A 22,176-nucleotide genomic window follows, 5' to 3' on the forward strand; every position below is an offset into this window, starting at 1 on the left:
AAAAGCCCTAAATTTGCCTTTGTTTACTATGCCACAAAATAATAACATACATCAGACCTCTAATTTTGCGGTGTTAAGTGTCAGTTTTGAAAAAGCCGACGCGAAAACCAGAGGTAAATTTGCTTTTTTTGACCAGCATGTCAAAGAATTTGTTGACCGAATTCATTCGGAAAACTTGGGCGATGCTTTCGTGGTTTCTACCTGCAATCGAACGGAAATTTATACCACCACTCCTAACTACCTTTTAATTGCGGAGCAATATTGCAAATCTGTCGATGTGGAATTGACGGATTTTATGAAATATGCAGAAGTTCTAAAAGAGAAGCATGCGCTCAACCATCTGTTTCGTGTAGCGGCGGGTCTAGAAAGTCAGATTCTGGGAGACTTTGAGATTATTGGTCAAATCAAAAACGCATACAATCGATTCAAAAAAGAGAAATCGAAATCAAATCCGTATCTTGAACGAGCGATTAATTCGGCGATTCAGATTTCCAAGCGAATAAAAAACGAAACTGGAATTTCTAATGGGGCTGCAAGTGTATCCTACGCAGCGGTCCATTATATTTTGAATTCCCAAACCCAACTCTCTGGAAAAAACATCCTTTTGCTAGGGGTTGGAGAGATTGGACAGAATACCGTAGAGAATTTGGTAAAGCACATTTACCAACCTAAAGTAAAGATTGCCAACCGTACCAACGAGATTGCAGAGAAAATAGCGCAAAAATACCAGATTCCCTATGTGGAATTTGAGGATTTTTCCAATGAGCTTCTTGAAACAGACATTTTAATTGTCGCCACGAGCGCAAAAACGCCGATTATTAAGAAGTCCCATTTTTCTGGAAAAAAACCTATGCTCGTGATTGATCTCTCGATTCCGAACAATGTGGATTCGGAAGTGAAAGAAATCAAGGGAGTAGAACTTGTGGATGTGGATATTCTTTCAAACCATATACAAGAAACCATGGAGCAGCGAAAGAAAGAAATTCCAAAGGCTGAAGAAATTATTAAAGGAATGACGAGTGATTTCATAGATTGGGAGAAGAAGCGGACGCTTGCTCCCACAATTCATGACTTTAAAGCCATGTTGAAAAACATGGAACGCCATGAGATGCACAGCATCCATAAAAAGCATCGGTATATTGCCGTAGACGATATGGAGCTCACAGATAAGATGATTCAAAAGATCACGAATCGTTTTGCGAAGTACATCATAGACAACCCGTCTCGAGCGAACGAAGTAAGTGATCTTATGCACGAAATGTTTGTGGAACAACCAAATAAAGAATTCAATGAAAAGCATTAAAATTGGCACACGCAAATCTCCACTTGCTCTTTGGCAAGCGAGAGAAGTGGCGAGGCATTTGCAAAATCGGAATTTTAAAACAGACATTACTCCGATTCTTTCGAAGGGCGATAAGCAACTAAATCAACCTCTTTATCAAATGGGTATTACAGGTGTGTTTACACGCGATCTTGATACCGCCCTTTTGAATAAGGAAATTGATATTGCTGTGCACTCTTTAAAAGATGTACCCACTTTGCTTCCAGAGGGACTAGAACTTGTAGCTTTCTTAAAAAGAGATTACCATCAAGATGTTTTGGTCAGGAGTCAAAAAGCAAAAAGCAAGCGACTTGAAGAGTTGACTCTTGCCACGAGCAGTCTTAGAAGACGAGCGTTTTGGTTGGAACAGTTCCCGGATACGAGCTTTGTCGATATTCGCGGAAATGTCCAGACGCGACTGGATAAAATTGAGAGTGGTCTGGCAGATGCAACACTTTTCTCAAAAGCCGGTCTCGCAAGGTTGGAGCTAAAAGTAGAATTTGAAGAACTGCCTTTTATGCTAAGCGCACCCTCGCAAGGTGTAGTTGTAGTTACAGCGCGCACAGAGGATTTAGAGATAAAAGAAATTCTACAGGGAATAAACGATCGCGACACACAAATATGTGTAGAAATAGAAAGAGCCTTTCTTCAAACTTTAGAAGGTGGCTGTACGGCGCCGATTGGCGCGTACGCAGAAATTATTGAAGAAGACGTTCGATTTCAAGGGAGAATATGCACTCTTGATGGACGCAATTGCATCGGTTTGGAAGAGATCTTGTCCAAGGAAAGTCCAAGAGAGCAGGGGATTAAGATGGCGCAAACCTTCCTTAATTCGGGTGCAAAAGAAATTATGGAGGAAGTGAAACCAAGATTGGGTGGTACTTTATAAGGAAGGATAAAGCGTTTTTTGAAATGAATATACTTTTCACAAAAAAAAATCTAGATCGAAAACTGATCGCCAAGTCACTTGGGGATCAGTTTTCCTATGATTTTGTAGAAGTAATTAAAACGACCCCTCTTAAAGTCGAACCCTTTGACTTAATAGATTATTCCTTAATATTCACGAGTGTGAACGGCGTAGATTCCTTTTTTGAAAATGGTTTTAAACCTAATGAAGTGTTTACCAATCGCCGGTACAATCGTATCTACACCGTGGGTCCTAAGACGAAAAATGCACTTCGCAAATATGGATTTGGCACCTACAAAGTAAAGCGCCATGCGCAAGAACTTCGAGAGTTTCTAGTCGAGAACGCTCAAGGGGAAAAGTTTTTGCATTTTTGCGGAACGTTATCCCTAACGATTTTAGACTCTTCTCTACCTCTACAAAACTTTAGCTACCGACAAATTCCGGTGTACCAAACCGAACTCCTACATCCAAAAGTAGAACAAGAGTACCAAGTGTTGGTCTTTTTTTCACCTAGTGGAGTGCGAAGTTTTGTTGAGCACAATAGTCTTGAAAACAAGAAATTGTTTTCAATCGGTCTCACCACCGAAAAAGAATTAAGAAAATATACTCAAAACAAGATAAATACAAGTATGGAAAGTAATTTCGAAGACCTGATGAAGGTTTTAGTTCGAGAACTTTCGCATACGAAATAAGCCCATTATGATTAAAAATGATTTGTTCCTTAAGGCCCTAAGGGGTGAACAGGTGGAAAGACCGCCGGTTTGGATGATGAGACAGGCAGGACGCTATTTGCCGGAATTCATTGCGCTACGGGAGAAATACGATTTCTTTACGCGCTGTCAACGTCCAGAGCTTGCCTCTGAAATTACGGTTCAACCTCTTCGCAGGTTTCCACTTGATGCTGCGATTTTGTTCTCTGATATTTTGGTCGTGCCTCAAGCGATGGGGATTAATTTTGAAATGAAAGAATCGGTGGGTCCTTGGTTAGAGAACCCAATTCGTACGATGGCACAAGTAGAAGCGGTTCAAGTACCCGATGTGGATGAAAGCTTAGGATATGTCTTTGATGCGATCGAGATGACCTTAGAGAAATTAGACAATGAAGTTCCACTGATTGGATTTGCGGGATCGCCTTGGACTATTTTATGCTATTGTGTGGAAGGGAAAGGCTCCAAAGCCTTTGATATTGCAAAATCCTTCTGTTTTCAACACCCTGAGGCCGCGCACCTATTGCTTGAGAAAATTACACAAACTACGATTAAGTATCTCAAGAGAAAAGTAGAGAAAGGAGTTTCTGCGGTTCAAATTTTTGATTCTTGGGGAGGGATGTTGTCTCCGACTGATTATCAAGAGTTTTCATGGAAATACATCAACCGTATTGTGGAGGCACTCAGTGAGGTGACCCAAGTGATTGTTTTTGGAAAAGGATGTTGGTTCGCACTAGAAGAGATGGCGCTTTCAAAAGCCTCTGCATTAGGTGTAGATTGGACCCTAACCCCAGAGCACGCTAGAGCTTTGGTTGGCCCAAATATGACTCTACAAGGGAATTTTGATCCTGCTAGACTACACTCCTCACCAGAGGTGATCCGAAAAATGGTTCATGAAATGATTGACCGCTTTGGAACACAGAGGTATATCGCGAATTTAGGGCATGGTATTCTACCTAATATTCCAGTGGAAAATGCAGAAGCTTTCATACGTGCAGTAGTAGAGTACGAAAAGAAATAGAAACCTCCTTGATTAAAGATGAAAAAGCGGCCTCTTGTTTAAGAAGCCGCTTTTTATATGGAGTCTTTGTCTAGTCCGATTACTTAATGTCAAATGTAGCAATGACCGGAAAGTGATCCGAGATGTGAACACTTCGATCTACCTGATAACTTCTTGCTTTTAGAGAGTTCGAGTGAAATAGATAATCAATTCGGATTGGAAATTTATAATCGTGAAAACTCGTGGCACTTCCATGTCCTACTTCTAAGAAGGGATCGAGTAGGCCTTCGACCAAATGATAGTATTCCCAAGAATTTGGAACGGAGTTAAAATCTCCTCCGATAATGACAGGGTAAGGTGACTCCTGAATTGCACGACGAATTTGTTGTACTTGGCTTTGGTGCGCTTTAAAGGTAGGGACGAGTCGGAAAATGAGTTTTTTAGCCTTCGCTTGATCCACAGCCGCATCCCCCGAGGGTTTTACCATCGATTTTTGAAGCTGAAAGGGTTGAAGATAAACATTTACAATGCGCACGATTTTCCCTTCTATATCAAGGTCAGCGTAAAAAGCGTGAGAATTCGATCCGTCTGTAATTAATGTTTCCTGGTTTACAATTTTGTACTTAGAAAACAGCTGAGTCCCACCCTGCGTAATTAGGTTTTCTGAATCCAGTTTTGTGTGATCTTCCTGCACAATGACAATGTCAGCATTTTGACTGGCCAGATAGTCTTTGACACTTGTTTGGGGGTTGCCAGTGGCTTCTATTCCATTTTTGGTGTTGAAGGTGATAATCTTGATTTTCCCTTCAGCAGAAACCGACGGGTTGTAATTTACAATACGCTGAGCCGGTTTTAGAAAGAAAAGAGATAGAAGTATAAAGACAATGGCCCTTTTTTTCCAAAGTACAATCCAAAGAAGCGTAAGTCCTAGATGAAATATCAGAAGAATAGGAAAGGACAGAGATAACAAGTTTAAATAGCCTAACGTTTTAGGAGCTATATAGTCATTTAATAACGTGCCTAGCATCAAAACGACGATACAGAAATGGACAAACGTGAGGGCTGCTCGAATTAATGCCATCTTTGAATGTGGTTTTTTCTAAAGTACAAGGCAAGCAAGAATCCAACGATTGCGCCTCCAATATGAGCAAAATGGGCAACTCCTCCCATGGATCCACTAAATCCTAAATAGAGCGACACGACTAGGATAATTGGAAATAAATATTTTGCTTTTATAGGGAAAGGGATGAACAAGAAAACCAATTTCGCATCCGGAAACATGGTTGAAAATGCAGCGACTACGCCGAAAATGGCACCGGATGCACCAAGCATTTTCCCGTTCAGCATTTGACCCAGAAGCAGGGCGTCTGGATTATTAAATACACTCATATCACCGTGATACCCTTGGGCGCTTTTCCGAAACACCTCCGCAATGTCGACTCCTTGCGTTTGCAATTGGGTTACCACTGTGTTTACTTCGTAAAAATTCCATACGTTAAAGAGAATGAAAGCACCAAGTCCACTTACAAAATAAAGGATTAGGAATTTTTTCTCTCCCAAAACCTGTTCTAATACTGGGCCAAAGCTCCATAGGGTGAACATGTTAAAAAGAATGTGTGTAAGGCCAATTCCTTCTCCCATGGGTGCATGCATGAACATATGGGTGACAATTTGCCACGAATGAAAATTAGGAGAAAAAGGATAGTAGGCCGAGAGTAAGTCGTAGAGTTTTCCGCCAAAAAGTAAATTACTAAGGAGATAAACAACGATATTGATTATAATAATACTTCTTGTAATGGGGGGGATGTTTTTAAACATGCTTTAAAATTTAGTTTTTAACTCATCAAGTGGGAGTTCAATAAAACATTTTTTACCTCCTGGAGTATAGGTTGGGAATCCAATCGCAATGTATTCCTTGATAAGTGCCTCTGCTTCGTATTTATAAAGGAAATCAAAACGAGATTTGGAATGGATCTTGTCCCATTGGTATTGGTACTGGGAGAGGAACTCTTCCTCACTTTTGTATTCCAATTTTTCAAATAAGTTTTCTAGGAATTTGATGACCATACTTTCTTTTAAACCCTCTGGCACAGCATCGATTCGAAGCGTGTTTTCATGGGCTAGGGTCATTTCAAATCCTAAGGAAGGCAAATGCTTTTTAAAGGATTTGTATTTGAGTTTCTCAATTTCATTCATTAAATATTCTAAGGAAAATAGCAGCGGTTGACTGACCGAGCTTCTTTTTTTGCCTTGGTTTTTATGACCAATCAGAATTCGATGCATTCTTCCAAGGTCTAGCATCAAGGTTTTGTCTCCTTGATTGAAAAGCCAATACCCATTGGGAAGTCGCATTAAGTCTTCATCAAATTCTTCGTCCTCGAATAAGTTGATTTTGGAAGGTTTTGCCTCTAGAGGTGTATCGTATATTTCTTGCAGATTGACGATCTCATTGGCAGTAGCAGCATCCGTTGCACGGAATGGATTGAAATCACGAGGTACCGAAATATGACCCGGCTTTTCGTTCATAGCACTAGCAGACGATCCGTTGGATCCTCCCTTGTTTTGGAAATCAAGAAATGTATCTAGGTTAGGGTCTCGGTCAAAATCAAGGCTAGGGGCAATGTTGTAAATACCAAGCGCTTTTTTGATTGTGGAACGAATTAAAGCAAAGATGAGATTTTCATCTTCAAATTTGACCTCTGTTTTTTGAGGGTGAATGTTAATGTCAATCTTTTCAGGATCAATTTCCAAGAATAGAAAAAAGGAAGGGTGGTAACCAGGCATCAATAATCCTTCAAAAGCATCTTGTACTGCCCGATTAAGATAAGGACTCTTGAAAAATCGATGGTTAACAAAAAGAAACTGTTCTCCTCTAACCTTTTTTGCACCTTCAGGTTTCGAAACGAACCCACTAAGCTTGATCCAATCTAAATCTTCTTTGATGGGAATCAAAACGGGCTGTAATTTTCGACCAAAAATTTCAATGATTCGTTGAAGCATGGTGCCCTTACGCAATCTAAAAATGATTTCGTCGTTATGATACAATTCGAACTCTATGTCTTGATGGGCAAGTGCAACACGTTGAAATTCATCAATAATATGACGAAGCTCAATATTGTTATTTTTTAAAAATTTACGTCTTGCCGGAATGTTGAAGAATAAATTTTTAACCGCAAAACTAGATCCTTCGTGCGTTTGGATGGGTTCTTGAAATTTAAATCCACCCCCTTCAATGTATAGGTTGGTGCCTGTTTCTGCCAGCCTTTGTTTTGTTTTTAGCTCCACTTGAGCCACAGCTGCAATGGAAGCCAATGCTTCTCCACGAAAACCCTTTGACCTGATCTTAAAAAGGTCTTCAGAACTCTTTATTTTCGAAGTCGCATGGCGTTCGAAAGCGAGTCTAGCATCGGAATCCGACATGCCTAGTCCATCGTCAACAACTTGGACTAAATTCTTACCTGCTTCCCGTACAATAAGCTCAACTTTAGTGGCTTGTGCGTCGATTGCGTTTTCCAAAAGTTCTTTTACAATGGATGCAGGACGTTGCACGACTTCACCCGCCGCAATTTGGTTGGCGACGTGATCAGGTAAAAGTTGTATGATATCAGACATGCACGAATTTATTAAGGCAAAAATACGGATTAGATTCGGTAATAAAAATATGTAAACGAGTGAACAGCTAAAATAAGGCCATACCTAGATTTGAATTTACAGTGCGCTTTATAACCTTTTGAAATAAGGACAAAGCTTGGCTACAGCTTTCGTAGGTATTTCTGTTTTCTTCAAAAATTTCTTGTCTTCGTAATACACCGTAAGAGGGAGATTACACGTTCGTTATGGGATCGTGTGAAAGCACTAGAAAGAAAGCACTGCTCCTTGTTTCGCCGCTTCACGATTGATGCTCTTTTATAGAGGTCCGGTAAAATACATCTTGTTTCTTGTTAAATACATGCTTGTTCTGTAGAATACTAGACTGAATTTAAGGAACTTCACAAAAATAAAAATGGCGTGAAGAAAAAGAGAATTGATTTTGAAACGAAGATTTGGGAGGGAGTCGAACTAGACTCTTGGTTGTCTGTGATGCGAGCCTTTTTTCGTGTGGAGGACCTAGTGACGCTTAAAGAACAACGAAATGAAATGCTTCGTTTTGCATTCTCTTCGAGTTCCGCTCCGATTAGAATGGGGCACAACGTGTTTTGGAACTATCTCTGCATGCGATCCTTTCTTAAAGCGTGCTTTGTTTTAAGTAAGCAAACTTATAAGTGGAGACTATCTGAGGCTCTAATTCCTTCCTCTAATTTATTGTTTGCATCGCTATCGAAACTGGAGTACCAAGATCCGTTCTCAATCTTTCGAGACGCGTTTAAAAAATACAGCCTTAAGGATTTTGAATGCTTTAATAGTCAGGTAGTTCACTTGTCTATGGAGGAGTTTTCTGAAGCGCCTGAGGTAAACCTTCTCGTTTTGCAACACTTTTTGGTTAAAATGCTTGATGGAGCACAACTTATTCTCGAGCGTGATCCACAGAGGATTTAGCCCTAAAATAGGGCGTTTGAGACGGGTTAACAGATTTTTAAATTAGGATTTTACAATTAATTAGCAATTTATTACATTAACCTCAACTAAAACTTAACTATGGAATCGAAGAATCGCTTCAACACGCGGTATATAACTAACGTAGAGGACGCTAGAAGATCTTTAGAAGCTCTGCTTGGAAAAAATGAAAAGGGTGCACTAGAAAAAAGTGTTTATGATCTGAGTTCAAGCTTGAACATTCCTATTCTTGAGATGCATGTTAGAGAATTTCCAAAAATTTTACAACGGTATCGGTTTGACCAATTAATCTCTGCTGAATTCGAAATTAAAGGGATGGAATCAGTTGATATTAGACGTTTGGGTTATATGACCAGTATTCTTTCGCTCGCATCCTTCGGAGGTGGCTTAATAGATGAGAATAATAAGTTAATCCCCTTGCCAAATATTAAAGGTAACAATGCTTGCTTTGGGATGATACAGTATCTAACTAATTTCATTTCACTGGATGATTACTTTGATGTTTTGTATCTGATGGTATTTACCGCGGTTGGTAAGGAGTATTATGATGTGATTAACTCGAAAATACAGCATGGTGAACTTAGGGCAGAAAATTTGGAGATTATTTACTCTGACCCTGATCTAGAAGTTCACCGTAATTTGATGCTTGCTTTTTCTATGATACGGATGTTTTTAGAATCTATCTATGTCTACTTTGATTTAGAAAGTCATTATGCTGAAAACTAATTCTTGATTTTGACCGCAATTCGAACTACAGTATTCCCATGTTTACCAATATAGTGTGTTTAGTTAAGTTATCTGAAGATTCCTATTCAAACTTGTATGATTAAATACTAAATGATTTGGAAAGGGAAACAAGACGAAATGCTTTTACCCAAAAGAATCTAGTTACTAATAATTAGGGAAAGACTATGCCAATACCCTATCCTTTTTAAATTGAATTAAAGAAAATGAAAATTTCTTAATGCATTGGCACTTAATCTTAAAAAAAAATAAACATGAAAAAACTTTTCTTGCGTAACAAACTTTACTTTGGCAAAGAGTGGTCAAGCAATGATGTTAAAACAAGATAAAACAGAAAATACCGCAAATGATTATAGAGAATTGGAAAGAAGTATACAAAATAATTTGAAGAGATATAACAATCCAATTGAATTATCTCAGAAAGTGGATTATAAATAGTACCAAAATAATAACTAATTTTGGTTTCATCCTTCATCTAGAATAAAAAAGACTATTAATCGTTGATTAGTAGTCTTTTTATGTACTCCAGACGGAGGTGTAAATACGTCCCTAATTTTAAGTTCTGGTTCTATATTTCAGGACAAGACATAGTTTAGAGCGGATATGACATAAGGGAAATGGGGCTTCCCTCCGACCAAAAAAACATCTCCGAAATTCTAGAAATATAATTCTTGGAGAATTTTTGCATTTCTTGGAGAATCGAATTATGATCATAATCTCAATTTTTCAATTGGTGTATTTGCCAATAATTCGCCTCCAAAAATCTTTGTAATAATTTGCACAAAAATATTTTGTCGCACCAAACTGTATCTTCAGTAATGAGAATTTGTTCTTGATCCCTTTTATTAAAGCCAGCATTGAAGCCAACTCTAAAAACAAAAAAGACTGTTAATCAATGATTAACAGTCTTTTTGTGTACCCCAGACGGGACTTGAACCCGTACGTCCTTGCGGACACAGGATTTTAAGTCCTGCGTGTCTACCAATTCCACCACCAGGGCAAAGTAGAAGTTGAGCGAAAAACGGGACTCGAACCCGCGACCCCAACCTTGGCAAGGTTGTGCTCTACCAGCTGAGCTATTTTCGCAAAAAAAATTTCTAAGTGATTAGAAATTTTTAAAATAGTGCGGATGAAGGGACTCGAACCCCCACGCCTCGCGGCACCAGATCCTAAGTCTGGCGTGGCTACCAATTACACCACATCCGCAGTTATTATAAGATCTTCTTTTCTTTTTTGTGAGTGCAAATATAGCTTATTTTTAAATTGTAAAACAAATTTTTTTTCATTTTTTTTATTTGCAAAATACTAGGTTTTGAATTCATTTTTTTAAGTTTGTTTTTGCTATTTTTACCGAATTAAGTTTTTAGATTATGGAATTACAAGGCACAGTGAAGAAACTTTCTGAAACCCAAACTTTTAACAGTGGATTTCAGAAGAGAGAATTAATCCTTTTAACGCAGGAACAGTACCCGCAGCCTATTAGTATTGAGTTCTTGCAAGATAAGATCTCATTGCTAGATACAGTAAGCGAGGGCGACCAAGTTAAAATTGGAATTAACCTCAGAGGAAGAGAGTGGACAAGCCCTCAGAATGAAGTTAAGTACTTTAACTCGATTGTTGGCTGGAGAATTGAAAAATTGGCTTCTGACAATTTTAATGAACCCACTCAAGCTGCCCCACTTGAAGAAGGAGCAAAGCGTGAATCGCAAAATGCAAATCCTTTCGAAGAAGAGGATGATGATTTACCTTTCTAAAAAGTAAAAAATAATTGATTTGAATCCCACTATCTTTGGTGGGATTTTTTAATTCTATGGTTTCATTAAAGAAAGAGGAAATAGGATTTCCGGATCCAAGAGAGTACCATCCTTTAGGGGGTCTCATTGCTATGGGAGGTGACTTGTCTTCCGAAAGGCTATGGCTTGGTTATAATCTTGGACTGTTCCCGTGGTTTAATCCCGGTGAAGAGATTTTATGGTGGTGTCCGGATCCTCGATTCGTTCTTTTTTCAAAGAATTTGTATGTCTCCAAATCCATGAAAAAGGTTCTTAATTCCAACCAATTTACCTTTACTAAGGATCAGGCCTTTGAAGAGGTTATGCGTGCTTGCATGGAGGTCCCTAGAGTGGACCAAGACGGAACTTGGATCAGTGAAGAGCTGATCAGTGGGTTCTTAGAACTGCATCAACAAGGCAAAGCTACGAGTATTGAAGTTTGGCAGGGTGATACGCTTGTAGGTGGGTTTTATGGTGTAGTGGTGGGAAATGTGTTTTGTGGTGAAAGTATGTTTTCAAAAGTAAGCAATGCTTCAAAGGCCGCATTTATCACCTTTGTACAATCCAACCAAGGCAATTACAAATTAATCGACTGTCAAATTCACTCCAATCATTTGGAAACTTTTGGAGCCGAAATGATTTCAAAAAAGGAGTACCTTGAAATTCTCTTTGAGTCGAATGGGCTCTAAATTCGATTAAAACTTAAATGAAACATTTGCGAAGAACGTACGTCCGCGATCATACCAGAATTTGGTGCCAAATAGAGGTTCTGATCTTTGTGAATCTATTTGGGATTCCGGATAGTTTGTGTTTCTAATTTGTTCGTAGCCACCCGAAATATAATCTCTGTTATTTAGTACGTTGATTACGCTTAAACTTAACCCTAAGGTGTAGCGCCCCACACTGAAAGACTTTCCTGCATCCAAATTAAATAGCCACTGATCTTCCATTTTGACTTGAGAAAGTAGGGGTGAGATGGAAGAGGGACGCGCTGCTGGAATTACAAGTCCTGTATTTTTGTCTGTGCTTTGCTCGTAATGGCTTCCTGTTTGAGGATTGGTGTAAAAATTGGAAGTTCGATTGGCTGCATAAAAGTCCATGTAATGGTCTGCGAAAAAATTGGCAGAACCGCCTAGCCACCAAAGTTTTTTATTGCTATATCTAAATCCTAGCGTAGCTGCTGTTTGTGGGGAACCCGCTAATTTATAATCTTTGATTTGTGCCGGGCCTAAGTCTTGATATCCTTGGGCAGAGGTTTCGTTTTCGGTGGTTAGAAGTACGATTGGATTGTTCTCAATGGTATACTCTCCTAAACTGGATATGGCAAAGAGTTTTAAATTCGGAAAAATCCTCGCCTCGATTCCGACTTCGATTCCCTTGTAGCGCTTTTCAACTCCGGATAAGAACTCGGTTACATAGGATTCTGTGTTGTTATTTGTGCCCTGAGAGTAAAGATCTGTGTAGAATCTTGAAACTTCGGTCCCATTTTTTAAATCACTCCAAAATCCTGACACACGAATTCTTAGGGCTTGGCTACTATAGTTATAGCGAAGTTCGTTGGAACTTACAACTTGGTTCCTTATTTCAGGCGTTTCCAGATTGCTTAATCGAGGGTTGACAAATAAGTCCGTAAGGGTAGGGGCAGCGCTGTAAAGCATCGCATTGTATGAGAGCTGACTTCTAGGATTTAGTTTGTAGCTAACTCTTGCTTTCACGCCTGCATCCAGATTTTCAATTCGCTTGCTTAAACCTTTTGAGTTGCTGTAATATGGATTTAGGTAATTGCCTTTTCTTTGAGAGGATGTATAGTTTACGAAAACAGAGGCCATTACATTCCATTTGTTAAGTTCAGCATCTGTGGACAGATTGAGGCTGGCTTTGTTCTTAAAAAACAAAAAATCGTATTTATAATGATCGCCGACGGTAAGTTTCGTATTTTGATTGGAGGAATCGTAGTTTTCATTGCCATTGGAAGCGTACTGGTTTAGTGCAAATTCTGCCCCCAGTAAATCGTTTATTTCTTGATAATGCTTCGAAGTGAAATTTTGATAATTTAAATTCAGATTTAAATTCCAAAAATCAGTTAGTTTTGTGTCGAAATGCGAAGCGAAATTAAAATTTTTGATGTCACGAACATCTTCTACCACCATATATTTAGCACCTTCTTCTAAATGGTTTTGATTTTCCATTCGTAAAGCTTGCCAATTGATTTGATTAAAGGAATCGTCTTCGTTCCATCTCTGTTCGAGCAGTTCTAATTCACCTGGGCGTGCATTTATAGATCGGTAATAGCTGGGTAGGTTTGTGTAGTACGTAGGGTAGGGATTGGGTGCGTTTCTCCAGGAAAGACGGCTTTGGGCGTCTCTTCCGTATTGATACGATAAGGTATTGTTCCAATTGCTGTTCTCGCCAACCACATTGTAAAATTGCAGTTGGAAGACAGGCATAAAGGAATTTCTAGTACGCGCACTGCGATTTTTTCCTCCATCAAATCCCCAGTATGCATTGTAATTTTTACCCATTAAATCGTACACTTCTCTTGTGTTTGCACTATAGGTGTCTCTTTGAGTGGGTGCTCCAAAGGCCGTAAAGTTTATAGAAAAACGGTCTGACAACTTCTTTTCAACCGATCCAAAGTAAGCGTAGGAGTCTTGTTCAATTCCCTGAATCACGCCATCGCTTCCTGATCTTTTGCTTACAGAAAGAGCAAACGCCCATCCGCTAGGAAAAAGTCCACTTGCGTAAGAGGCTAGAAGTCTGTTTTTATAATTGCGATTGAGGTAGGAATAAGTAATCGAAGCCTCTTTGTTCAAATTAGAAGCTTTCGTGTCGTAGTAGAGGGAGCCAGCAAGATTTGCAAAGCCGTATTTTGAAAAGGATAAATAGTCAGAGATTTCAGAAGGATGCCTCGTAACGTCGCTTAATCCTCCCCATTGAATAGGATCTACTACGCCGTCTATGGGATCCGACATTGATACTCCATTAAAGGAAATTTCTTCGTAGCGGTTGTCCACCCCTCTTGGAACAAAATTATACATGCCCTGTTCAAGCATGGCATTTTTTTGATACACATCCCGTCTTGCACTTAGTAGTGAGGTCATGGGCTGTACTAAAGATCCGTCACTATCGGCAATGGCATCATCAAGAACTAAAATTCCTAAGTCAGTACTATGGTTAGCAGAGCGCATGCTGATGACCCCAAGGTCTTTTCTTTTTTCACCCTGCTCGATAGTAAAGGTGATTCGTCGCGGTTCTAGTCCGGCCTTGGAAATGTTTATTTGGTAGGTACCGGGATCTAATCTTACAAATTGGAAGTAGCCAATTTTGTCGGCTACAAGGTCATTGGAGGATTGGCTTAAATCAACCTCCGCTCGTTCTACTGCATTCCCATGCTCATCTTTAATGTAGGCAAAAGCCGTAGTTTGCGATTGAAACCATGCAAAAGTGAATACGGTAAGGGCGATTGAAAAGAGAATCCTAATTTTCAAACTTTGATTTCTATTTGTCTTTTGCACTCCCATAACCATGGCTTGCCTTCTTGCAAGAGTGCAACAAAGGTTTGACTTGAAAAATGATTTGGAAACTAAGGAAATCATTCGGATTCTAGTGGTTTGGTCCAAAGTTTTCCCTTGGAATTTTTGGATTCACAATGAGGGACTTTGTGGGGTGGGTTTCGTACAATATTTTGCTAGAATTTTGCAACAATAACCGTTCCAATCTTTCCTATTGCGGGCTCAATAAGCAAAGTTGCTTGGATTCTTTGAGTGTAGTTCAAGTTTGGCGTTTAATTTGCTGCCTTTCCAGCATATACAACAGTCATGAAAACAACATTCTATCTAGTTTTGCTCATTGGAGCTTTAAGCTTTGTCACGAGTTGCAGTAGTTCGCGCGCACTGAGTAAGGGCGACTCGACTGTGATGAAACCGGAAAAGAATGAAGAGGGGGAATGGGAGCTGATTGTAATGGACACACAATTTGATTATTTTCTCTCTGCGATTGCAAAACCGCAGAGTATGTATAGCGAAAGCAGTCTAAAAGTACGCAATGCAAGTTTGGTTTCGGAATGGAATAGCTATTACTATTCAGGACGTTACCGAAATGTAATTGAGTCAGGGATTGATTACGATCCCAATGAAAATTACGGAATGGCTTTCGAATATAAATTGTATCAAGTCTTTGCCTATGTCCAATGGAAATACGGCTTGAGACTTCGAGGTCTTGGAGGAGCCGAGGTGCGCTAATTTCTTCTAACTTAGCATTCTTTGAGCCTTACGGACTCCCTCTACCAATGCGTCTATTTCCTCTAGTGTATTATAAATTGCGAAACTCGCACGAATGGTACCTGCTATTCCATAAAAGTCCATAATAGGTTGAGTGCAGTGATGTCCTGTGCGGACGGCAATACCCAGTTTATCTAAGATCATTCCCGCATCGGATGCAATTCCCGCATTATTCAACGTGAAAGAAATTACGCCTGCACGGTGTGCATTTTCGGCATAGATATGTAAGTCGTCGAGCTGCTGAAGTTCTTTTTGGGCGTATTCAAGTAGTGCATGTTCGTGACTTTGTAAATTGTCATGTCCAATGGATTCCATGAAATCTACTGCTGCCCCTAGGGCGATATTTCCTCCCACATTCGGGGTTCCTGCTTCGAATTTGAAAGGGAGTCCCGCATACGTGGTTTTCTCAAAACTACAGGTAGAAATCATTTCTCCTCCACCATGGAAAGGAGGAAGTTTTTCAAGTAACTCTTCTTTTCCATAAAGGATCCCAACTCCCATGGGAGCGTACATTTTGTGGCCAGAGAAGACGAAAAAATCACAATCCATTTCTTGCACATCAATTTTTAAATGTGGCACAGACTGAGCACCGTCAATGATGATTTTAGCACTAGAATTTTTACGGATCATGGAAATAATTTCCTTCAGGGGATTGACTACACCTAGCGCATTGGAAATTTGATTAACCGAAACTATTTTCGTTTTCTCACTTAAATTATTTTCAAGAAAAGTAAGATCGAGCTCACCTTCCAAGTTCATAGGGATCACCCGTAGTTTTGCGCCAGTTCTTTCGCAAAGCATTTGCCAAGGCACTATGTTGGAATGATGTTCCAAATAGGAAATTATGATCTCATCACCAGCCTTAATCTCGCTTGTATGCGCATAAGCAAGTAGGTTGAGGCCCTCCGTAGTTCCCTTTGTAAAAATGATTTCATAATCATGTTTTGCTCCAATGAATTTTTGAATTTTCTTACGCGAATCTTCCATAGCCTCTGTGGCAATTTGACTAAGGGTATGAATTCCTCGATGCACGTTTGCATTGTATTCAAGATAGTACCGGTCCCAGGTTTCTAGTACCGAGAGGGGTTTCTGCGAGCTTGCTGCATTGTCCAGGTATACTAAAGGTTTTGAATTCACTTCTTGCGAAAGAATTGGAAATTGGGATCGTATGGCTTGTATTGAAAACATGTGTCTTATTTAGAATGGTTCAAATTTACGGAATTTAAAAGGAATCAAACAGTTTATGCCTCGAAGAAATTAACAGAAATAGCAAATGGCCTAATGCAATTAGACCATTTGAATTTTCTTTTTTCGATGAAAATTTAAAGCTTAGACAAAAGGGTTCTAAAGTTTGTTTTTTCGTCAATGATTCTTCGTAAGTCTGCTACCTTGACTCTCTCTTGCACCATGGTGTCACGGTCACGTAGCGTCACGGTGTGTTCTGTTAAGGATTCATGGTCCACGGTGATGCAATACGGAGTTCCAAGCGCATCGTTTCTACGGTATCGTTTTCCAATGCTATCTTTTTCCTCGTAATTCAAGTTGAAGTCGAATTTTAAATCGTTGTATATTGATTCTGCATATTCCCCTAACCCGTCTTTTTTCATAAGCGGAAGTATCGCCGCTTTAATAGGAGACAAGGCCGGAGGTAGAGAAAGAACAGTTCGCTCAGACCCATCTTCAAGCACTTCGTCTTTTAAGCAATGTGACATTAAGGCAAGGAACAATCGGTCGAGTCCAATGGAGGTTTCGACTACGTAAGGAACGTAGTTCTCGTTTTTCTCAGGATCAAAATATTGAATTTTGCGACCGGAAAACTCTTCGTGCGCCGAAAGGTCGAAATTGGTTCTGGAGTGAATACCTTCGAGTTCCTTAAATCCGAAAGGAAATTTAAATTCAATGTCCGTCGCTGCATTTGCGTAATGGGCTAACTTTTCGTGGTCATGAAATTTGTAATTTTCTGCTCCGAGTCCTAACGCCAAGTGCCAGTTAAGCCTTTTTTGTTTCCATTGTTCAAAATGAGAAAGTTCGGTATTTGGTTGTACAAAAAATTGCATTTCCATCTGTTCGAATTCACGCATTCTGAAAATAAATTGTCTAGCAACAATTTCGTTACGAAAGGCTTTTCCGATTTGAGCAATCCCGAAAGGTAATTTATGTCGGGATGTTTTTTGTACGTTCAAATAGTTAACGAAAATTCCTTGAGCAGTTTCGGGTCTTAAATAGAGGTCAGTCGCGTTTTCAGCAGAGGCTCCTAGTTTGGTTCCAAACATCAGGTTGAATTGTCGAACGTCCGTCCAGTTTTTACTTCCTGAATCAGGATCTGCAATCTCTAGTTCCTCAATTAATGATTTAACATCTGCCAAATCATTGCTTTCTAGTGATCTCGCCATTCTAGAAAGAATGGTTTTTTGACGTTCGCGATAGTCTAAGACTCTCGCATTTGTAGATTCAAACGTCGAGAGGTCAAAGGATTCTCCGAATCGCTTTGCCGCTTTGTCAATTTCTTTCTGTGCCTTGTCTTCTAGCTTTGCACAATAATCTTCAATTAAAACATCGGCACGGAAGCGTTTTTTACTGTCCTTGTTATCAATTAACGGGTCGTTAAAGGCATCTACGTGACCGGAAGCTTTCCAGATCGTAGGGTGCATTAGAATCGCGGAATCAATTCCGACGATGTTTTCGTTTAACTGTACCATGGCTTTCCACCAGTACTGCTTAATATTGTTTTTCAGTTCCGCGCCGTTTTGTCCATAGTCGTAAACGGCAGATAGTCCGTCGTAAATTTCAGAACTTTGAAAAATAAACCCATACTCTTTTGCATGGGAAACTACTTTTTTAAACGCATCTTCCTGTTTTGCCATAATTGTCTTGATAATTTGGACAAAATTAGTGAAATAAAACTGAATAACGTCGGATTTAGCTCGTTTCGAGACTTAATTTGCCAAACAGGGCGGATCGCATTTTTAGCAGTTTTGAATAAGGTTTTGCAAAAGAGAAATTCCTAGATTATAGGGTCAGACTATAGAAAAAGCTTTAAATTTGTCGTATCCATCTTTTTACTATGTACAAAACTATTTTACGTCCGCTTCTATTTAAGTTAGATCCTGAAAAAGCTCACCATCTGACGTTCTGGATGCTTCGGAATTTCGGGTTCCTGGCTCCCTGGTTTTTACGCAAACCCTTAGAGGATTCCAAACTTGAACGAGAGGTTTTTGGATTGAAGTTTAAAAATCCAGTGGGTCTTGCAGCGGGATTAGACAAAGATGCGAAACTTTATAAGCAGCTAGGAGCCCTTGGATTTGGATTTGTAGAAATTGGAACCTTGACACCTAAGGCGCAAAGTGGCAATGAAAGGAAGAGGCTCTTTCGGTTGGTGGAAGATTCCGGTATTATTAACCGAATGGGGTTTAACAACGAAGGTGTAGATAAAGCGGTTGAGAGGTTGAAGTCGAATACGGGTGTGTTAATAGGCGGAAATATTGGAAAAAATAAATTAACGCCGAACGAAAAGGCAAGTGCCGACTATAAACTTGCTTTTGACGCTTTGTTTGAGGTCGTGGATTATTTTGTCGTCAATGTAAGTTCGCCGAATACTCCAAACCTTAGAGCACTTCAAGATAGAGGTCCTTTGACAGAGTTGTTAAATGAATTGCAGAAGCAAAACAATACCAAAACCAAATCAAAGCCGATTCTTTTAAAGATCGCCCCCGATTTGTCCGAAGACCAATTGCTAGACATCATTCAAATTGTTAAAGAAACAGGTATTTCTGGGGTGATTGCTACCAATACAACTCTTTCGCGTCAGAATTTAATTTCTGTCAATCAAAAAGAGTCGGGAGGGTTATCGGGAAAACCCCTAAAGGAAAGATCCACCGAAGTCATTCGTTTTCTTCATGAGAAGAGTGAGGGAGCGTTTCCTATTATAGGTGTCGGTGGAATTCACTCAGCGACTGATGCACTTGAGAAACTGGAGGCAGGTGCTTCCCTTGTTCAACTGTATACGGGCTTTATTTACGAAGGGCCACAGCTGATCACAGAGATTAACAAAGCCCTTTTGAAACAGGCTAAATGAAAAAATTAGCAATCGTATAGAGGATTAGTCCCACGAGTCCTCCCACGAGAGTTCCATTCACACGAATAAATTGAAGGTCCTTTCCGACTTCCAATTCTAATTTTTCACTAAGCATTTGTCCGTCCCAGTTTTCCACTGTGCTCGAGATTAAATCGCTAACTCGGTGCGTGTTTCGTAAAAAATATCGATAGGCTGTAAGTCGAACCCATTTGTCAATTTTAGTTTTTAAGTTCGGGTCCTCAGTAAGATCCACGGCTAAGTTATGGATGGATTTTTGAAGATAGGCCTTTAGTGGAGAATCACTTTGAGCGAGTTCCTTTAAAAGAAGGGTTTTTATGGAATGCCAAATATCCTTTGCGTAGCTCTGTACCCTTTCTTCCGTGAGAAAATAGGATTTCATCGAATGGATTTTCTCGTTCCATTCTTCTTTCGTTTTTAAGTCCAGTGACAATTCCTTTATTTTTTCTGTCAGAACTGATCGAACAGGATGAGATAAATCCGATTCAATTTCTTCAAAGTACGAGACAATTCCTTTTGAAATCTTATCTGCAATGGCTTTGTCTACAAAATTGGGAATAATCGAATAACTCTGTCTTTTCACACGCTCTCTAATTTCCTCCTCGTTTTCAAGAATGTACGTTTTGATGTGAGAAGCGATCGAGCTTACTAGAAGTTGGTGTTGATCTTTTTCGACCAAATATTCCATCGTACTGCCTAGTGCGGAGGCTAAATTAAGATTTTCTGTAAGTTCGTTTGTTTTTTGAACTAGGAAGGATTCTATGGAATGGTCTTCCAGTTTTGAAATAAGATCTTGTATAATAATAGACCCCTCGGAGATTAAAAGTTGCTGGTTGCTGGGTTTTAGAAGCCAAGTGCCTAGGTATTCCGATAGGTTTAGCTTTGAAATGTAAGGGCGAATCGTCTCCGCAGATAAAAAATTGCCGACGACGAACGAACCTAAGTTGTCTCCGATTTGGTCTTTTTTGTTTTGAATCAAGTTTGTATGCGGAATTTTCAGCCCTAAAGGATAATGGAATAGGGCACTGACCGCAAACCAGTCCGCAAGTGCGCCTACCATTGCCGCTTCTGAAAATGCATGCAGATATCCTATCCAATGCGAATCAGACTGCTTTTGTATGGCGGTGGTCACCATAAAAATAGCCGCCATTAAAACAAAGAGTCCCGTTGCAAATAGCTTATGATTTCGTAATTGTCTTCTTTTTTGTGTTTCTGTCATTTAGTATTATTTCACTAATTTTGAACTAAATAAATAAGTTTTAATAGGCTCTTTAGGCCTTAAGAAACTGATCAAATGAAAAAAATTCTATTAATATTGGGAGGTATACTACTTCTGCAAGCGTGCTCGCAGAGTTATTCTCCTATTAAGTCCAACGTTATGCAAGATTCTACATCAAAAAACAATCCATACTTTTCTCCTAATGACTCTACAGCAGTAAGCAAAAGCAATGAGGAGTGGAAAGAAGTGCTCGCACCTGAGCTCTATTATATTGCACGAGAAAAAGGAACCGAGCGTCCTTTTAGTGGCAAATACAATGAATTCGACCAGCACGGCGATTATTATTGTGCGGTTTGTGGTAACCATTTGTTTAGGAGCGACCAAAAATTTGCTTCCACTTGTGGCTGGCCTAGTTTCTTTGAGGCCGATAAGAACGGAGTCTCTTACATGAGAGATTCTACCCACGGAATGGAAAGGATTGAGGTTCTTTGCAAAAAATGCAGTTCGCACCTTGGACACGTTTTTAACGACGGTCCCAAACCTACGGGTGTTCGTTACTGTATGAATTCGGTGAGTCTTACTTTTGTAGCTGACACGCAAAAAGAGGCAGAATAATAAGGATCAGAGCTGTTAACATTGTTATAAATTTCTGTTAAAGTGTTTCATAATAACGTTCTGATTGTTATGATTTTATAAATTTGCAATCGCAATTCTATTTAACATAATATTTATGACAAAGAAAATACTGCTCTCTCTGGTTTCCGTTTTGGCCTTAAGTACGTCTTACAAATCGTCAGACTCAGCTAAATCAGTCAGCACGAAGGAAGCTAAATCAGATACTTCTGCATACGTGGCCTTACCTGAAGTGAATGTAGAGAAGAGTTCATTGTCCCAGATCGTATTGAGTTCATACAACCGACTTGATTTTTCAAAAGCGAACGAACTAAGTTTTGAGGTGTTTGAAAAAGCAATGACGGGATTCGAAAATCTCAAAAAAGCAGGGGAAATTAAGGAAGAGACCGTTTTATTGACCGTTTTGGATTTTTCCAAATCTTCGAATGAAAAACGTCTGTGGGTGATTAACACCAAAACGGGGGCGATCCTGTTTAATGCATTAGTTGCTCATGGGAAAAACACCGGGGAGGAATTTGCTCAGAACTTCTCGAATACCGAAAGTTCCCTTCAAAGCAGCCTTGGCTTCTATCGTACGGATTTAACCTATCAAGGGGGTAATGGATACTCTTTAAAATTGCACGGGCTCGACAAGGGATATAACGACGCTGCATTTCGTCGGGCTATTGTGATGCACGGTGCAAACTATGTAAACGAAAATTTCGCAAAACAGCATAAGCGTATCGGGCGAAGCTGGGGATGTCCCGCTGTTTCTACTGAATTAGCGAAACCTATTATTAATACCATTAAGGACGGAAGTGTTTTGTTTATATACTATCCGGATCAATCCTACTTGAATGAAACTAGATGGCTTAAAAGCTAAGAGCTCTGAACATCGAAAACAAAATGAACCTGATTCTTGAGAGAGTCAGGTTCATTTTGTTTTAGAGTGGAATGCAGTCTATTC

The 22,176-nt window shown here is 39.6% G+C and carries 19 protein-coding genes and 3 tRNA genes; 12 read left to right on the forward strand and 10 right to left on the reverse strand.

Annotation, left to right across the window (positions count from 1 at the left end; genetic code table 11):
* The first annotated feature begins 28 nt into the window (after positions 1-28).
* From hemA to hemE, 4 genes are read left to right on the forward strand one after another with little or no spacing between them, the layout of a single operon-like run.
* A complete protein-coding gene (gene hemA / locus ACX3PU_RS01580; protein ID WP_459083132.1) occupies positions 29-1,303 on the forward strand; it encodes a glutamyl-tRNA reductase in 1,275 nt (424 codons plus the stop codon).
* Positions 1,290-2,210 carry a hydroxymethylbilane synthase gene (gene hemC / locus ACX3PU_RS01585; protein ID WP_459083134.1) on the forward strand — a complete coding sequence of 307 codons (921 nt, stop codon included), beginning with the start codon at positions 1,290-1,292 and terminating at the stop codon, positions 2,208-2,210. Before hemA ends, hemC begins: the two co-directional genes overlap by 14 nt.
* Before the next feature lie 23 nt (positions 2,211-2,233).
* Positions 2,234-2,920, forward strand: coding sequence for a uroporphyrinogen-III synthase (locus ACX3PU_RS01590; RefSeq protein ID WP_459083136.1), 687 nt, complete (start codon positions 2,234-2,236; stop codon positions 2,918-2,920).
* Positions 2,921-2,927: 7 nt separating this feature from the next.
* Complete coding sequence (hemE, locus tag ACX3PU_RS01595; RefSeq protein ID WP_459083138.1) at positions 2,928-3,956, forward strand: uroporphyrinogen decarboxylase; 1,029 nt, start codon at positions 2,928-2,930, stop codon at positions 3,954-3,956.
* 79 nt (positions 3,957-4,035) lie between these two features.
* Here the strand turns inward: hemE and ACX3PU_RS01600 are convergent, their stop codons facing one another.
* The 3 genes from ACX3PU_RS01600 to mutL are packed head-to-tail and all read right to left on the reverse strand — an operon-like array spanning position 4,036 to position 7,547.
* Complete coding sequence (locus ACX3PU_RS01600; RefSeq protein WP_459083140.1) at positions 4,036-5,016, reverse strand: endonuclease/exonuclease/phosphatase family protein; 981 nt, start codon at positions 5,014-5,016, stop codon at positions 4,036-4,038.
* Positions 5,007-5,753 carry a rhomboid family intramembrane serine protease gene (locus ACX3PU_RS01605; protein ID WP_459083142.1) on the reverse strand — a complete coding sequence of 249 codons (747 nt, stop codon included), beginning with the start codon at positions 5,751-5,753 and terminating at the stop codon, positions 5,007-5,009. The genes ACX3PU_RS01600 and ACX3PU_RS01605 overlap by 10 nt, the downstream gene beginning before the upstream one ends.
* Before the next feature lie 3 nt (positions 5,754-5,756).
* Positions 5,757-7,547 carry a DNA mismatch repair endonuclease MutL gene (mutL, locus tag ACX3PU_RS01610; RefSeq protein WP_459083144.1) on the reverse strand — a complete coding sequence of 597 codons (1,791 nt, stop codon included), beginning with the start codon at positions 7,545-7,547 and terminating at the stop codon, positions 5,757-5,759.
* A gap of 396 nt (positions 7,548-7,943) precedes the next feature.
* Here mutL and ACX3PU_RS01615 point away from each other — a divergent pair, with 396 nt between their 5' ends.
* Both ACX3PU_RS01615 and ACX3PU_RS01620 read left to right on the forward strand, forming a co-directional pair.
* A complete protein-coding gene (locus tag ACX3PU_RS01615) occupies positions 7,944-8,471 on the forward strand; it encodes a hypothetical protein (RefSeq protein WP_459083146.1) in 528 nt (175 codons plus the stop codon).
* A 99-nt stretch (positions 8,472-8,570) separates the two neighbouring features.
* Positions 8,571-9,215, forward strand: a complete 645-nt coding sequence (locus tag ACX3PU_RS01620) for a hypothetical protein (RefSeq protein WP_459083148.1) — start codon at positions 8,571-8,573, stop codon at positions 9,213-9,215.
* Between the two features lie 934 nt (positions 9,216-10,149).
* Here the strand turns inward: ACX3PU_RS01620 and ACX3PU_RS01625 are convergent.
* From ACX3PU_RS01625 to ACX3PU_RS01635, 3 genes are all read right to left on the reverse strand, one after another.
* Positions 10,150-10,233: transfer RNA gene (locus ACX3PU_RS01625), tRNA-Leu, on the reverse strand.
* 13 nt (positions 10,234-10,246) lie between these two features.
* Positions 10,247-10,319 (reverse strand) — tRNA-Gly (locus tag ACX3PU_RS01630).
* A gap of 38 nt (positions 10,320-10,357) precedes the next feature.
* Positions 10,358-10,439: transfer RNA gene (locus ACX3PU_RS01635), tRNA-Leu, on the reverse strand.
* Positions 10,440-10,603: 164 nt separating this feature from the next.
* Between ACX3PU_RS01635 and ACX3PU_RS01640 the strand changes: the two genes are divergently transcribed.
* Together ACX3PU_RS01640 and aat are read left to right on the forward strand one after the other, a co-directional pair.
* Entirely contained in the window at positions 10,604-10,987 is a 384-nt protein-coding gene (locus ACX3PU_RS01640) for a DUF3127 domain-containing protein (protein WP_459083150.1), read from the forward strand.
* 56 nt (positions 10,988-11,043) lie between these two features.
* Complete coding sequence (gene aat, locus ACX3PU_RS01645) at positions 11,044-11,694, forward strand: leucyl/phenylalanyl-tRNA--protein transferase (RefSeq protein ID WP_459083152.1); 651 nt, start codon at positions 11,044-11,046, stop codon at positions 11,692-11,694.
* 6 nt (positions 11,695-11,700) lie between these two features.
* On the opposite strand, the gene ACX3PU_RS01650 is transcribed toward aat, so the two are convergent.
* Positions 11,701-14,493, reverse strand: coding sequence for a carboxypeptidase regulatory-like domain-containing protein (locus ACX3PU_RS01650; protein WP_459083154.1), 2,793 nt, complete (start codon positions 14,491-14,493; stop codon positions 11,701-11,703).
* 330 nt (positions 14,494-14,823) lie between these two features.
* Here ACX3PU_RS01650 and ACX3PU_RS01655 point away from each other — a divergent pair, with 330 nt between their 5' ends.
* On the forward strand, positions 14,824-15,246 hold the full coding sequence (locus tag ACX3PU_RS01655) for a DUF6146 family protein (RefSeq protein ID WP_459083156.1): 423 nt from the start codon (positions 14,824-14,826) through the stop codon (positions 15,244-15,246).
* 6 nt (positions 15,247-15,252) lie between these two features.
* On the opposite strand, the gene ACX3PU_RS01660 is transcribed toward ACX3PU_RS01655, so the two are convergent.
* A complete protein-coding gene (locus ACX3PU_RS01660) occupies positions 15,253-16,473 on the reverse strand; it encodes an aminotransferase class V-fold PLP-dependent enzyme (RefSeq protein WP_459083158.1) in 1,221 nt (406 codons plus the stop codon).
* A 134-nt stretch (positions 16,474-16,607) separates the two neighbouring features.
* A complete protein-coding gene (locus tag ACX3PU_RS01665; protein ID WP_459083160.1) occupies positions 16,608-18,149 on the reverse strand; it encodes a glycine--tRNA ligase in 1,542 nt (513 codons plus the stop codon).
* 200 nt (positions 18,150-18,349) lie between these two features.
* On the opposite strand from ACX3PU_RS01665, the gene ACX3PU_RS01670 reads away from it, so the two are divergent.
* The gene (locus ACX3PU_RS01670; RefSeq protein WP_459083162.1) at positions 18,350-19,360 is read left to right on the forward strand and encodes a quinone-dependent dihydroorotate dehydrogenase; all 1,011 of its coding nucleotides are present in this window, start codon (positions 18,350-18,352) and stop codon (positions 19,358-19,360) included.
* On the opposite strand, the gene ACX3PU_RS01675 is transcribed toward ACX3PU_RS01670, so the two are convergent.
* Entirely contained in the window at positions 19,353-20,597 is a 1,245-nt protein-coding gene (locus ACX3PU_RS01675) for a DUF445 domain-containing protein (RefSeq protein WP_459083164.1), read from the reverse strand. The genes ACX3PU_RS01670 and ACX3PU_RS01675 overlap by 8 nt on opposite strands.
* 75 nt (positions 20,598-20,672) lie before the next feature.
* On the opposite strand from ACX3PU_RS01675, the gene msrB reads away from it, so the two are divergent.
* Positions 20,673-21,212: a peptide-methionine (R)-S-oxide reductase MsrB gene (msrB, locus tag ACX3PU_RS01680; protein WP_459083166.1), complete on the forward strand. Its 540-nt coding sequence runs from the start codon at positions 20,673-20,675 to the stop codon at positions 21,210-21,212.
* A 115-nt stretch (positions 21,213-21,327) separates the two neighbouring features.
* Positions 21,328-22,092 (forward strand): murein L,D-transpeptidase catalytic domain family protein, encoded by a 765-nt coding sequence (locus ACX3PU_RS01685; RefSeq protein ID WP_459083168.1) that lies wholly within the window; start codon positions 21,328-21,330, stop codon positions 22,090-22,092.
* Positions 22,093-22,176 lie beyond the last annotated feature (84 nt).

This window comes from Chryseobacterium sp. A301 (genome assembly GCF_054489425.1).